Genomic DNA, 12,802 nt, shown 5'->3' with positions numbered 1-12,802 from the left:
ATGGTAGAATAGTTATGGTTGGGAAAACAAAAGCAATCAAAATGATATAATGTAATGGTTTGCATACTTTAATTTTTTAAAAAAACTTGCATTTAGATCAAAAGTAAGGTATAAGATAAGTAAGATTGCTTTTTCCGTTGCCAATCCTTTGTTTAGTTGGTAAAATCTTGATGGCAAAAATAAAAAGCAATAAGCCCACTCTCAAGGCTAATCTTAAGACGAATAAGCTGGTTCTCAACTATGCTTTCCAAACAATAACCATAAACAAAACAAAACAACAGGAATTAGCGTTCTTAATTAGGTAGTATTTATCAGTTTAAATTAATCGGTTGACAGTTAATAATTATTCATAATTAACTGCTATAAGTTTGATCTAATTGATAAATTGCTGTCAAATGTTTTCTAAAAACGTTGAATTTCAAAAACGTCAAATTACACAATTAGAATAGTATTTCACAACAAAATAATATATGATTAATACCGTTGCTCACCCAATGGTGAAGTTACAAAGTAAAGTTTCTTCTCTAGTTGCATCTAATATTCTTAAGCCTAGTGATAGCATCTGGAAAATTGCTTTTCTTTATGGAGATAATTGGGCTTATTGGAAACAAGAATTATTAGATTTTGGTTTTACAATGCAGGATCCCATTAGTGAATTAATAGCTGTTGAAGCTTGGGATGAAGAATAATTTTTGATTGAAAGTTTTTTCAATTTTATAGAGCTTTTTTCTAATAAGATTTTTAGGTTAATTTTAAGATTAATTAATCAAAAATCAATCTAAAAACAAAATTACTCGGATCAACTAAAAATTGTATTTTACCCCTAACTTTGCCAATACCCTTCTCCAGTGGGAGAAGGGTGGTTTTTTCCTAATATTAAATCAAAAATTATTAAATAATCCTTATATCGCTGATCCTACAAGGGTTTGGCTATAAAGATTAACATTTTTACCTTAACTTTAAATAACTAATAATTAAGGTTCAACAAATAAGATAAAATATTTAATGAACTTTATCTTATCAATTACAAAATGACCACAATTAACGATAATTATCTCAAACTTAAAGCCGGATATTTATTCCCTGAAATAGCCAGACGGGTTAATGTTTTCGCCGAAGCTAACCCCAACGCACCTATTATTAGGTTGGGGATCGGCGATGTGACAGAACCCTTACCCCAAGCTTGTTTAAAGGCGATGACTCAAGCTGTGCAAGATATGGGCGATCGAGCTAGTTTTAAAGGCTATGGGCCAGAACAAGGTTACTTGTGGTTACGGGAAAAGATTGCTAAATTTGACTTTCAGGCTAGAGGTTGCGATGTTGATGCTAGTGAAATCTTTGTTTCTGACGGTGCAAAATGCGATAACGGAAATATTTTAGATATTTTTGGCAATGATAACATTATTGCGGTGACTGATCCGGTGTATCCGGTGTATGTTGACACAAATGTTATGGCTGGACATACGGGGGAATGTAATGAAAAAGGAGAATATGAGGGTTTAATTTACCTTCCTGTTACTGCTGAAAACAATTTTGTGGCTGAGATTCCCTCACAAAAAGTTGATTTAATTTACCTTTGTTATCCTAATAATCCCACCGGAGCCGTGGCCACTAAAGCCTATTTAAAACAGTGGGTAGACTACGCTAAAGCTCACGGTTCAATCATTTTCTTTGATGCGGCCTATGAAGCATTTATTAGCGATCCCACCTTACCCCACTCCATTTTTGAAATAGAAGGGGCGCGTGAGTGTGCGATCGAGTTTCGTTCCTTTTCCAAAAATGCCGGATTTACCGGAACTCGTTGTGCTTATACCGTTGTACCAAAAACCTTGACTGGTAAGGCTTCAGACGGATCAGATGTGGAATTATGGAAACTGTGGAATCGCCGTCAATGTACGAAATTTAACGGTGTTTCTTACATTGTGCAAAGAGGGGCGCAAGCAGTTTACTCAGAAGAAGGACAGGCTCAGATTAAAGAATTAGTGAGTTTTTATCTCGGTAATGCTAAAATTATTTGTGACCAATTAACTGGGGCGGGATACACCGTTTATGGAGGGGTTAATTCTCCTTATATTTGGTTGAAAACTCCGAATAATTTATCAAGTTGGGATTTCTTTGATCAATTATTAGAAAAAGCCAATGTCGTAGGCACACCTGGCTCCGGTTTTGGGGCGGCAGGTGAAGGTTATTTCCGCATTTCCGCTTTCAATAGTCGGGAAAATGTAGAAGAAGCAATGAAACGAATTATTGCCAAAATGTAAGGCATAAGTATCTGAAAACAATCAGAGTAGAGACGTAAAATTTTACGTCTCGGCGTTTAAGCTTTTGATTTTAGATTGTTTTACAAGCTGTTTAATATTCTTTTTTCTGCTAATTCTTTAGCCAATTTAATCGCTGATTTCATACTATTAGCATTGGCGATTCCTTTTCCGGCAATATCAAAAGCGGTGCCGTGATCGGGAGAGGTGCGGATAAAAGGTAAACCAATGGTAGTATTCACCGCTTGATCAAAGGCCATGAGTTTCACCGGAATTAATCCTTGATCATGATATAACGCTAAATAGGCATCAGCTAAATGTTCCTCAGAAACCTCACTATTACCATACCATGCTTGAGCAGGTGTTACCCATAAAGTATCAGGTGGAATCAGACCTTTAAGAGTTGAATCTGAGTATTTTTTCTGCATTTCTTCTAACCATGAATTTAACCAATCTTTTTCCTCGGTGCCGAGTTGGCCATTTTCACCGCTATGGGGATTTAAACCAGAAATTGTAATTTTAGGGTAATTAATTCCGAAATCTTCTCTTAATGATTCAATTAAAATATGTAATTTTAATGACATTAATTCTGGGGTGAGGGTTTGTGAAACTTTATTCAGAGGAATGTGAGTTGTAGCCAATAAAGTGCGTAAAGTCCAGCCTGTATAGGGCGATCGCCCCACAAAGAGCATCCCATAATGTTTAACGCCACTGCGGTGTGCTAAAACTTCCGTTTGCCCCGGATAGTCATAGCCGGCCATTTTCCAATATTGCTTGGCGATGGGGGCTGTCACAATACCCTGAAACTCCCCGATTAAAGTGCGAGAAATGGCCTCTTGTAAATAAATAAAACTGGCCTCACCACTGGCCCCATTACCCCGCCCCGCTAAAATCTGTTTTAAAGTCACATTTTCCAAGGGAAGGTCTAGGATCTCAAAATCATCGGGATCAGCCAAAATAGAGGGATCAGGGAGTTGCTGATAGGCTTTTTTTAAAAGGGATGCACTGCCGATCAAAGTAAGTCGACAATTTTGGGTTACGCTGGGATCCTTTAAAGCCTTTAAAATAACTTCAATACCAATTCCACAGGGATCACCGATCGCAATTGCCAAATGGGGACATTTCTTGGTATTTTTCAAAAAGGTCGCTTTTTGCGTCATACTTAAAATTACACTTTTGTTTGGTTAAATCATGGGACTTGTAACAAGATTGTTTACATTGTCTCATGTTTACCACTCAAATTGGTATTATTTCAGTCAACTGTTACCAGAAAACGGTTATTATTATTAATAATGAAAAAAATAAGGAGATTAATAAATGTCTGCTGAATCAATGTTATTTAATGGAGCAATTTTATCAGTTGTTTTAACTTTAGTCGGAATGGCTTGGGGATTTTTATTAGTAAAAATTGAAAATGGCCAGTCTAAATAATTGAAAAATTAACTGCTTTCAATGGTGTTAAAAAAGAACAGGTGATAGATAACAGATTGATCTTTTCAATCTTTCTCCCTGTTCTTTTTAACAAAAAAAGAGTTAAAATATAATTAATATCTTAACTAAAATTGGTACAAAATTATGGTAACACCATCTATTGAATTTTTTGTCGGTCTTCCTGAAATTTTAAGTGATGTTCGTCTGCGCACTAATAAAAATACAGGAGTTCATAGTGTGGTTATGATTTTTGAAAATTTAAAAGCTTTAGAAAAAGGCAATAGTTTTACTCAACAGTCTACCGGAAATTTACATTTAATAGATGAGGAGGGAGAAATTACCGTTTCACCTTCTTCTACTAAAATGATTTTTGGGGGGGATGAAGGCCATGATTTAAAACAAGTAAAATGCACTTTTGAAGTCAATGATCAAACCCATTTAGAAAGGGTAATGCGTTTTTTACACCGTTATGCTGATGCCAATGGAATGGGCTATCAACCAACTGACAATTGATCCTTAACAATTGACAATTTTTCCTTATTTTCAATCCTCTCACTTTAGGGAGAGGTAATTGTCAATTGTTGATGTGGCCTAACCCTTGAGGCTTTGGGCTTGAAATAATTAATTAAAATTTTTTTCTATTTTTTGATCCATTAATTGTAAACGCCGAGCTAAAACTTTCATAATTTCTATGGAAAAAAAGGGGTTTTGTTGTACTAAAAAAGTAAATCTTTTTTGATCAATTGCCACTAATTTACAATCAGTATGAGCGATAGCCGTTGCACTGCGAAAAGCTCCTGGCTCAAGCATTGCCATTTCGCCAAGAGGCTCACCTTCGCCTACTGTTTCGATTAATTGATCTTTGAGTAAAATATTAACTTTACCCTCTTGAATTATATACATAATATGACCGGGTTTATCTTCTTGAAAAATGATACTTCCCGCTTTAAAAAGTTCAAAATTAGGATCATTTTTAAATAAACTAAATGTATTCATTGTTGATTCATTAAAAAAAATTTTTTCTATTATCTCAGATTTTTACCATAATTGATCAAGATTAAGCATTTTCTTAAAACAATGACTTTAGAACATTGCAAAGTTTGCGGCTCTTTAACCAGTACGGAATCGGAAATTTGTCTGATTTGCGGTTATCCTAGAAAGGGGAGAACAATGCCAAGATGGGTTAAATTTGTGGCTTTTTTTCTCGTTTTAATCTTCACTTTACCTGTAATTTTAAGCTTTTTTTATAAAATTGATTTTGAGGAATTTAAAAGAAGAAAAAAACATTTTGAGCCGACCGAAATAACCTCAATCTTAATCAATGAACGACAATAATTAGGGTTAAAATTTGGGGGAAAATGTTTTAACTTAACCCCCTAACCTTTCTCCTCTCAAGACAGAGGTAATTATTTAATCATTGTTAAATCTCAAACATCAATCAATTAAATTATTCTAAAAATTTAACTAAAACCCCTAATTCTGTTTGAATTGGTACAATGTCTAAAATGTCACTTTCAGAACAATATTTAAGATCTTCATACTGTTCTAATCTTAATAAGCGTTGACCATGACTAGAAAGGTGAAATAATCTTAATAAATTATCTTCCCATTGATTATATAAAGTTTCGGCGGCAATTACTTCGTCATTACCAATAGTTAAATCAACAGATTTTTTTAAACCAGAAACGATCGCCCCTGCACAGGCCGTATCTTCTAAAGAAAAAGTACCTTCCCATCCTGAGCCAATTAACCAAATAGTTTGGGGTTGATGAGCTAAAATAAAATTAACTGTAGCTTGACGATTTACTTGTGAAGCTGTAATAACCGTTTTAGCCTTGGCCACTCGATTTAAACAGCGAGTGCCGTTGGTGGTACTAATAAATAACCTTTTTCCGGTGACAGTGGCTGGGGTACAATCAAGGGGGGAATTTCCCATATCACACCCTTGCACTTTGGCACCGCCTCTTTCTCCTGCTCGGAGGCGTAAATTTGCCGGCCATTTTTCGCTGACTCTCATCAATTGATCAAGATCAGGGAATGCTTGTACAGAGTCGGCACCAGCATTTAAAGCAGTGGCGATCGTACTGGTGGCGCGTAAAACATCAATGACCACCGCACAATCGGGTAAACTATCAGAAGGTGTTTGTTCGGGAGTGTGATAAACGAAAAGTTCCACGATTTATAATGAAGTTATTACAATAAACATCAATTTTTAATTTTAAACGATTATGGGTGTAATTGTGGCAACTATTCTCAATAACAATATGAAAAATTATTTTGTATTTCAACGTCAAAAATCCGGTTTTTACTTGTATCTAGGGTTTTTATTAGGGTTTTTATTGTTAATATTAAATTTAACCAAAGTACAAGCACAAACCGTACCTTTAGATTATGATCTTCACCGAAATGATACTTCAAATCCAGTAACATTTCCTGATGAAACTATCAATAATAATGATAATTCGGCTGAAGAATTATCTGAAAATCAAGGGTCAAATTCACAAGAAAATAGCAATGAACCAATTATGATTTTTGTTCCACCCCCTGACAGAAATGGGCAAATTAATGTGAATCCGCCTCGTAAAAATTTAGCTGATCTTTTAATAATTCAACCAATGTTAATCCCTTAAACAATTAACATTAACAAATTACAAATTACCAATTATTATTATTATTTAAGTATTATTAATTATGACCAGAAAATCATCAGATTTAGCCGCTTCACCCATTCCGGGAGCAGTGTTAAGAGCCTCAGCTACTTTAAGATTAGCAGGAAATATTGGCTTTTGGGTGCAATTAGTTTTAGGTGTTGTGGCCGCTTTAATTTTATTATTTGCTAGTGCTAGTGTGATCGGTGGAAATCAAGCCCCCCAGCCCAGTAATTTCAGTCAAGGTAGTAATTTTGGTATCTTTTGTGCTACGGGGGGAATTTTAGCTTTAATGGTGAGTATTTTCTTCTTTTTTAGATATAGAACAATCTCCCAATATATGTTAACAACCGAACAAAGTTTAAGACCTAAAAAAGCTTATACTTTACAGATTATTAAATTAGGTTTAATTGCTAATTTAATTGGGATGGCTTTTGCGATTATTGGGGCTGAAGCTTTTGTAGGATTAGTATTAGGAAAATCTTTAACTATTCCTCAAGGTGCGGTTTTTAATAATACATCCCAATTAATTCAACCTAAAGATTTATTTATTATTTTAGCAAATACCCATACGATTACTTCCCATTTTACGGGTATTGTGATCGCTCTATGGTTATTAAATCGTATTAATAAATAGGGAATAAGTAACAAGTAATAAGTAATAAGTTAAAAGTAGAAAATAATCAAAAACGAAAATGCAAAAAACCCGTTTAAATCTTTTATTAACACAAACCACCGTCAAAATAGACTTATTTTTTATTAATCCTTGGCGTAGAATTGCTTTAATTTTAATTAGTTTTTTATTGGGAACAGTGATGGGAAATACCATTCCCACAACCGCAGGTCAAACTTCAGTAATTGATTTATTTTTAGCTGTTTTTTTAATCATTTTTACAGAATTAATTAGTATTTTTGTTTATGGAAGAAAAAAAATAAAACCACAAAATGATCAAAATAATTCTGTTTTTATTTCCGTGTTAAATTCGTTTAAAATTGGTTTAAGTTTTGGTTTATATTTAGAAGCGGTAAAATTAGCAACTTAATTAGACTTCTTGCACAATTCAAGGAAAAGGTAAAAGTATTCAACTATTATCAATTGAGAAAAAAAGCCCCTTTCTTTACTTAGGAAAGGGGTTTGAATTGGGTTAACTTAACTCTTAAAACAATCACTTTTTAGCAATCATAATAGAGAGAAAACTCATAAGGATGAGGACGTAAACGCATGGGGTTAACTTCATTATCTAACTTGTACTCGATCCAGTTTTGGATAAAGTCGGTGGTAAATACACCAGAGTCAGTTAAGAAACCATGATCTTTTTCTAAGGCTTCTAAAGCCGCTTCTAAAGAGCCGGGGGTAGAAGGAATTTTACTTAATTCGTCAGGGGTGAGATCGTAAATATCCACATCTAAAGACGCACCGGGATCCATTTCTTTTTTAATACCATCGATCGCCGCGCATAAAATGGCCGCAAACGCTAAATAGGGGTTACAAGTAGCATCAGGACAACGGAACTCAAAGCGTTTAGCTTTGGGGTTAGTACCCGATAAAGGAATACGGATGGAAGCGGATCTGTTACCTTGGGAATAAGCTAAGTTTACAGGAGCTTCAAAACCCGGAACTAGACGCTTATAGGAGTTGGTGGTGGGGTTAGTTAAAGCTAGTAAAGCGGGGGCATGGTGTAAAACACCGCCGATCGCATTTAAAGCCATTTTACTTAAATTTGCATATTCATTACCCCAGAATAAAGGCTGGCCATCTTTCCAAATGGATAAATGGGTGTGCATACCCGAACCATTATCATTAAATAAAGGCTTAGGCATGAAAGTAACGGTTTTACCATATTTCTTGGCCACATTTTTAACCGCATACTTATAAGTCATTAAATAGTCAGCCGCTTGGATAATGGGCGCAAACTTAAGCCCTAACTCATTTTGACCGCCTGTGGCCACTTCATGGTGATGTTTTTCGATGGGAACACCACATTCGGCCATGGTTAATAACATTTCGGTACGAATATCTTGAGCCGTGTCAGTGGGAGGAACGGGGAAATAACCCTGTTTGTAAGCAGGTTTATAGGCCAAGTTACCGCCTTCTTCAATGCGTCCGGCATTCCAACGTCCTTCAATACTGTCTAAAAAGTAGAAACCTTGATTTTCTTTTTGATCAAAACGAGCATCATCAAAAATGAAAAATTCAGCTTCAGGCCCAAAATAAGCAGTATCACCGATCCCAGAAGCACTTAAATAGTCAAGAGCTTTTTTGGCAATACTACGGGGATCACGGCTGTACCATTCCCCTGTACGGGGTTCTTTGATACTACAGATCATGCTTAAGGTTTTTTCCTTGAAAAAGGGATCAATCCAAGCCGTGTTAGGATCAGGCACCATGGCCATGTCGGACTCATTGATCGCTTTCCAACCACGAATACTAGAACCGTCAAAGGCTACACCTTCGGTAAAAGCATCTTCATCAATTAAATCTTTATAGAAAGAACAATGTTGCCAAATACCGGGCATATCAATGAATTTGAGGTCAATGATTTTAATATCATCGTCTTTGATCCACTTTAATACTTCTTGGGGGGTCATTATATTTTATAGCTCCTAAGATTTTAAGATATTGAGATATTGTAAAAGAATAACTTAGTTATGAACAGAATGAATCTTTACTCAAAATAAAAATGTTACTAAATATACCAAACTAAAAATTTTTATCTTCATTTCTTAAAGAAATGTATCAAAATGAGTTTATTTTATGGGTTGAGATCAAAATTTAACATCTTTGATGAGAAGATATACAGTGACCAGTGAACAGTGAACAGTTAAAAGCTAATAGCTGATAGCTGATAGCTAAACTAAGTTAAAATAAAAAAATTAAATTAATTTTAGGGAGAAAAATTTAATGAGAGATAAGGTGACAAGCCTCATTAGAAACTATGATGGTACTGGACGCTATTTCGATCGTGATGCGTTTGATACCCTCAAGTCCTATTTTGCATCGGGTACTGCTAGAATAACCGCCGCTAATGTTATTAATGCTAATGCGGCTAAAATTGTTAAACAATCTAGTAGTGAACTTTTTGAAACTGTACCTGAATTATTACGTCCGGGTGGTTATGCTTATACGACTCGTCGTTATTCGGCTTGTTTAAGAGACATGGACTATTATCTTCGTTATGCTAGTTATGCTTTAATTGCAGGTGATAACGATATTTTAGATGAGCGTGTTCTTCAAGGTCTACGGGAAACTTATAATTCTCTAGGGATACCGATCGCTCCTACGGTGGTGGGTATTCAAATTATGAAGGATATTGTTAAATCTTTAGTAGCTGATAGTGGTATTGAAGATACTTCTTTTGTGGATGCACCTTTTGATCACATGGCTCGTAAATTCGGTGATGCTTCTCTTTAATTTTCAAGCCAATTAATTATTATTATATTTCAAAAGTCGGGGATTTGTTAAATCTCCGACTTTTATCTTAAAATCTTAAAATAAGGGAATCATTATCCAAAGATCAAATAATAATAATAATAAACTAAAAATTAACAAAATAAAATACATCCAAGGTTGAGCTAAAGGGCGAATATCTGTAGTATCAATGTTGGTTTTTTCTTGAATTAATGTTACCATTTTATTAAAACCTGCAATCCTCATTGGTAACAGATAAGCCCGATCTTCTTGATGGGTAATAAAATAATAAACTAAGCCTCCTTGGCCGGTTGTTCTCATTTTTAAATTTTTAATTTCTTGCCAAGAAAGTTGCCATCCTTTTCTAAAAAATTTGGGGATCCATTGAGGATAAAATACCCCTATTTTTTCCGGATCTAAAATAACTTTTTCACTTAAAGCACCATTAATAATAATTAAACCAAAAATTAAAGCGATCAATAATATTTGAGGGGAAACGGGGGCTAAAGTTAATTTAGCTAAAAAAGGTAAGGGTAAAGTTAAGCCTAAATATAATAAAATTAAAGTGATTCTAATTAACGGAGAAATCGCAAAAATATTCATAAATAATTGATAATTGATAATTGATAATGGATCATTGATCATTGACCAATAACATCATTCTACCATAAATTAAAACATTGAATCAAAATCAACAAACATATCAAAGGTTAAAACAAGCGCTAAGTTTAGGGTTGCGCCGTCAAATTTTAATGGCGGTTTGTGAGAATATTAATCTTCGGGATCATTATGTGGCTAGTTTAGATCGGGAAATTTATCCTAGTTTACATTATGATTCAATTGAAAATGATAATTCTAGTCTTTTTGTGTCAATTAATTTGAATTTAGCTTCCCCTAATTTTTGGCATCAAATTGCACAATGGTTTAAACAAAATCAATCTAATATTTTACCAGATCAAAGAATTTATTTTCAAATTATTGGCATTGAAAAATTAACTAAAGAAACACCAGAAATTCAACGAAAATTTATTAAAAGTTTAAGTTATATCAAAAAATATATTCATAATTTAGATTTTAATTTATTATTATGGGTGTCTCGCCCTTGGTTAAATTATATTCAAAATACTGTGCCTGAATTTTGGTGTTGGCATACGGGAATATTTGAATTTGAAGGTGAGCCTACTCCTGTAATTTCAGCTATTTCTAAGCCTGAATTAACCTCTAATTCCCATGATTCTTATTTTGTTTTTAACTATCAAAATGAGTCTCATTTTAATCTTATTCAAGAGCCAATTTTACCGGAAAAAGTGACCGAAACCATCAGCCCTATTGTTGATCTTGATGATGATGAATATTTATTTAATTTAGTTAATTATGATCAAAGTGGTAATATTATTCAGGATGAAGAATTATCTGAAGTAGCAGAAGAATTTAATTTAGTAATTCCTCCTAATTTAAGTCAGGAATTAATCACAGAAGAAGACTTAGAAGAAGTTGATGCTGAAGCATTAGGAGAAAATTTAATTTCAGAAGAAGAATTACAATTTAATTTTCAAATTAATTTACCTGAAAATCAAACGGATAAAAGTGATGAAAATAATCAATTAATAACTATTAATGAAGGGGAAAACTCAAGGGAAATAAAAATAGAAAAAGAATGGAAAAATCAATCTTTATCATTAAATAATCTTGAAGACTTAGAAACTTTAGAAACATTAAATTATCCCCCTGAAATTATAGCAACTGCTTCTTTTCAAGTGGCCTATCAATATCGAGATCGCATAGCGGCAGGAGAAGTAAGTAAAGAAAATTTAAAAATAGCAATTCAAGCCTATCAATATGGGTTAAAATATTTACCTGAACAGGATCAAAATTTACCCGATCTTTTAAATGATTTAGGTAATTTATATTGGATGTTATCTCGTCAAATTGAACAAACAGAAGAAATTACTAATTTATTAAAAATAGCCATTCAATCTTATCAATTAGCGTTATATAAAATTCATCAATTACCGTTAGATTTAAGTCAAACTTATGCGATGATTCAAAATAATTTAGGGGCAGTTTATAGTGATTTAGCTAGATATAATGATCCCGAAATTAATCTAAAATATTCCATCGAATCTTATCAAGAAGCTTTAAAATTTCGTTCAAAAGATGAAGATCAAATTAAATATGGAGCAACTCAAAATAATTTAGGTACGGCCTATTGGCATTTATCCCAATTAACAAAATCAATTCATAATTTAAAAAATGCAATTAAAGCTTATCAAGAAGCTTTAGAGCAATATAATTCAGAAATTGATGGTCATAATTGGGCAATGATTCAAAATAATATAGGTACTGCTTATTGGAATTTATCTAATTATGAAGAACCGCAAAAATGGCTCAATAATGCTATTAATTGTTATCATCAAGCTTTAAAATATCGAACTCCTGAAACAGCCCCAGCCGCCTATGCGGCCACTCAAAATAATTTAGGTACTGCTTATTGGCATTTAGCTGAACAAAATCAACATGATTCTCAACAGTGGTATAATTATTTACAACAGTCAATTACTGCCTATGAAATTGCCCTTTATTTTGTAGATTTATTAAGCAAAAATCAACCCCCTATTGCGGTCAATTTTGAATTTTTAGTAACCTTAAATAACTTAGGTTTAATTAATTATCAAATTGCCAATAATTACTGTTTAAATTTATCCCAACTTGAAAAAAGTCATTATCTTGATTTAGCTTTAATTAGTTATGTTAAAGTATTAGAAGGAGAGAAAATAAATACTGACAATTATCAAACGGCTTTTAATGCTATTATTAAAACAATTAAAACTAAATTTGAACAGGAAGGAATGGCAGGCCAAACTTCTGCTTTATCCAAAATTCCTAGCAAATTTTTACCCGAAATTTTACCTAAACTTTAAATTTTTATTGGTTATTTCTTCTATCTAAAATTTATTTTCTTAAAAGCAATCCTATTTCTGCTATAATCAATAAAAATTTATTTTTTATTCTTTATTTGTTAATTTTTATCGTTGATCGTTCATACTTTATTCTTA

At 33.3% G+C, this 12,802-nt stretch carries 15 protein-coding genes; 10 read left to right on the top strand and 5 right to left on the bottom strand.

Annotation, left to right across the window (positions count from 1 at the left end):
* Window positions 1-470 precede the first annotated feature (470 nt).
* The gene (locus Anndu_RS03495; protein ID WP_464103037.1) at window positions 471-689 is read left to right on the top strand and encodes a DUF4327 family protein; all 219 of its coding nucleotides are present in this window, start codon (window positions 471-473) and stop codon (window positions 687-689) included.
* A gap of 342 nt (window positions 690-1,031) precedes the next feature.
* Window positions 1,032-2,261 carry an LL-diaminopimelate aminotransferase gene (locus tag Anndu_RS03490; protein WP_464103036.1) on the top strand — a complete coding sequence of 410 codons (1,230 nt, stop codon included), beginning with the start codon at window positions 1,032-1,034 and terminating at the stop codon, window positions 2,259-2,261.
* 80 nt (window positions 2,262-2,341) lie between these two features.
* Here Anndu_RS03490 and pdxA read toward each other — a convergent pair whose 3' ends face one another.
* A complete protein-coding gene (gene pdxA, locus Anndu_RS03485; RefSeq protein ID WP_464103035.1) occupies window positions 2,342-3,418 on the bottom strand; it encodes a 4-hydroxythreonine-4-phosphate dehydrogenase PdxA in 1,077 nt (358 codons plus the stop codon).
* Window positions 3,419-3,575: 157 nt separating this feature from the next.
* Between pdxA and petM the strand changes: the two genes are divergently transcribed.
* Together petM and psb28 are read left to right on the top strand one after the other, a co-directional pair.
* Entirely contained in the window at window positions 3,576-3,689 is a 114-nt protein-coding gene (petM, locus tag Anndu_RS03480; protein WP_464103034.1) for a cytochrome b6-f complex subunit PetM, read from the top strand.
* A 144-nt stretch (window positions 3,690-3,833) separates the two neighbouring features.
* Window positions 3,834-4,202, top strand: a complete 369-nt coding sequence (psb28, locus tag Anndu_RS03475) for a photosystem II reaction center protein Psb28 (protein ID WP_464103033.1) — start codon at window positions 3,834-3,836, stop codon at window positions 4,200-4,202.
* Window positions 4,203-4,310: 108 nt separating this feature from the next.
* On the opposite strand, the gene Anndu_RS03470 is transcribed toward psb28, so the two are convergent.
* Window positions 4,311-4,685 carry a Crp/Fnr family transcriptional regulator gene (locus Anndu_RS03470; RefSeq protein WP_464103032.1) on the bottom strand — a complete coding sequence of 125 codons (375 nt, stop codon included), beginning with the start codon at window positions 4,683-4,685 and terminating at the stop codon, window positions 4,311-4,313.
* Between the two features lie 81 nt (window positions 4,686-4,766).
* Here Anndu_RS03470 and Anndu_RS03465 point away from each other — a divergent pair, with 81 nt between their 5' ends.
* Window positions 4,767-5,024 (top strand): hypothetical protein, encoded by a 258-nt coding sequence (locus Anndu_RS03465; RefSeq protein ID WP_464103031.1) that lies wholly within the window; start codon window positions 4,767-4,769, stop codon window positions 5,022-5,024.
* 112 nt (window positions 5,025-5,136) lie between these two features.
* Here Anndu_RS03465 and Anndu_RS03460 read toward each other — a convergent pair whose 3' ends face one another.
* A complete protein-coding gene (locus Anndu_RS03460; protein WP_464103030.1) occupies window positions 5,137-5,865 on the bottom strand; it encodes a 2-phosphosulfolactate phosphatase family protein in 729 nt (242 codons plus the stop codon).
* Between the two features lie 88 nt (window positions 5,866-5,953).
* On the opposite strand from Anndu_RS03460, the gene Anndu_RS03455 reads away from it, so the two are divergent.
* The 3 genes from Anndu_RS03455 to Anndu_RS03445 all read left to right on the top strand — a co-directional run bounded on the left by Anndu_RS03455 (window position 5,954) and on the right by Anndu_RS03445 (window position 7,380).
* Complete coding sequence (locus tag Anndu_RS03455) at window positions 5,954-6,319, top strand: hypothetical protein (RefSeq protein ID WP_464103029.1); 366 nt, start codon at window positions 5,954-5,956, stop codon at window positions 6,317-6,319.
* A 61-nt stretch (window positions 6,320-6,380) separates the two neighbouring features.
* Window positions 6,381-6,974 (top strand): DUF3611 family protein, encoded by a 594-nt coding sequence (locus Anndu_RS03450; protein WP_464103028.1) that lies wholly within the window; start codon window positions 6,381-6,383, stop codon window positions 6,972-6,974.
* Window positions 6,975-7,032: 58 nt separating this feature from the next.
* Complete coding sequence (locus tag Anndu_RS03445) at window positions 7,033-7,380, top strand: DUF565 domain-containing protein (protein WP_464103027.1); 348 nt, start codon at window positions 7,033-7,035, stop codon at window positions 7,378-7,380.
* A gap of 130 nt (window positions 7,381-7,510) precedes the next feature.
* Here the strand turns inward: Anndu_RS03445 and glnA are convergent, their stop codons facing one another.
* Window positions 7,511-8,926 (bottom strand): type I glutamate--ammonia ligase, encoded by a 1,416-nt coding sequence (gene glnA / locus Anndu_RS03440; RefSeq protein ID WP_464103026.1) that lies wholly within the window; start codon window positions 8,924-8,926, stop codon window positions 7,511-7,513.
* A gap of 313 nt (window positions 8,927-9,239) precedes the next feature.
* Between glnA and apcB the strand changes: the two genes are divergently transcribed.
* Window positions 9,240-9,749 (top strand): allophycocyanin subunit beta, encoded by a 510-nt coding sequence (gene apcB, locus Anndu_RS03435; RefSeq protein WP_464103025.1) that lies wholly within the window; start codon window positions 9,240-9,242, stop codon window positions 9,747-9,749.
* A 75-nt stretch (window positions 9,750-9,824) separates the two neighbouring features.
* Here the strand turns inward: apcB and Anndu_RS03430 are convergent, their stop codons facing one another.
* A complete protein-coding gene (locus Anndu_RS03430; protein ID WP_464103024.1) occupies window positions 9,825-10,349 on the bottom strand; it encodes a hypothetical protein in 525 nt (174 codons plus the stop codon).
* 77 nt (window positions 10,350-10,426) lie between these two features.
* On the opposite strand from Anndu_RS03430, the gene Anndu_RS03425 reads away from it, so the two are divergent.
* Window positions 10,427-12,667: a hypothetical protein gene (locus Anndu_RS03425; RefSeq protein WP_464103023.1), complete on the top strand. Its 2,241-nt coding sequence runs from the start codon at window positions 10,427-10,429 to the stop codon at window positions 12,665-12,667.
* The last annotated feature ends 135 nt before the right edge of the window (window positions 12,668-12,802 follow it).

The sequence above is a fragment of the Annamia dubia NIES-4383 genome (assembly GCF_055394725.1).
This window is presented reverse-complemented; position numbering and strand designations above follow the sequence as displayed.

Excerpts from the sequence above, each read along its gene's own strand:
- Anndu_RS03495 (WP_464103037.1), top strand. The coding sequence starts at position 471 with ATGATTAATACCGTTGCTCACCCAATGGTGAAGTTACAAAGTAAAGTT.
- Anndu_RS03490 (WP_464103036.1), top strand. The coding sequence starts at position 1,032 with ATGACCACAATTAACGATAATTATCTCAAACTTAAAGCCGGATATTTA.
- pdxA (WP_464103035.1), bottom strand. The coding sequence starts at position 3,418 with ATGACGCAAAAAGCGACCTTTTTGAAAAATACCAAGAAATGTCCCCAT.
- petM (WP_464103034.1), top strand. The coding sequence starts at position 3,576 with ATGTCTGCTGAATCAATGTTATTTAATGGAGCAATTTTATCAGTTGTT.
- psb28 (WP_464103033.1), top strand. The coding sequence starts at position 3,834 with ATGGTAACACCATCTATTGAATTTTTTGTCGGTCTTCCTGAAATTTTA.
- Anndu_RS03470 (WP_464103032.1), bottom strand. The coding sequence starts at position 4,685 with ATGAATACATTTAGTTTATTTAAAAATGATCCTAATTTTGAACTTTTT.
- Anndu_RS03465 (WP_464103031.1), top strand. The coding sequence starts at position 4,767 with ATGACTTTAGAACATTGCAAAGTTTGCGGCTCTTTAACCAGTACGGAA.
- Anndu_RS03455 (WP_464103029.1), top strand. The coding sequence starts at position 5,954 with ATGAAAAATTATTTTGTATTTCAACGTCAAAAATCCGGTTTTTACTTG.
- Anndu_RS03450 (WP_464103028.1), top strand. The coding sequence starts at position 6,381 with ATGACCAGAAAATCATCAGATTTAGCCGCTTCACCCATTCCGGGAGCA.
- Anndu_RS03445 (WP_464103027.1), top strand. The coding sequence starts at position 7,033 with ATGCAAAAAACCCGTTTAAATCTTTTATTAACACAAACCACCGTCAAA.
- glnA (WP_464103026.1), bottom strand. The coding sequence starts at position 8,926 with ATGACCCCCCAAGAAGTATTAAAGTGGATCAAAGACGATGATATTAAA.
- apcB (WP_464103025.1), top strand. The coding sequence starts at position 9,240 with ATGAGAGATAAGGTGACAAGCCTCATTAGAAACTATGATGGTACTGGA.
- Anndu_RS03430 (WP_464103024.1), bottom strand. The coding sequence starts at position 10,349 with ATGAATATTTTTGCGATTTCTCCGTTAATTAGAATCACTTTAATTTTA.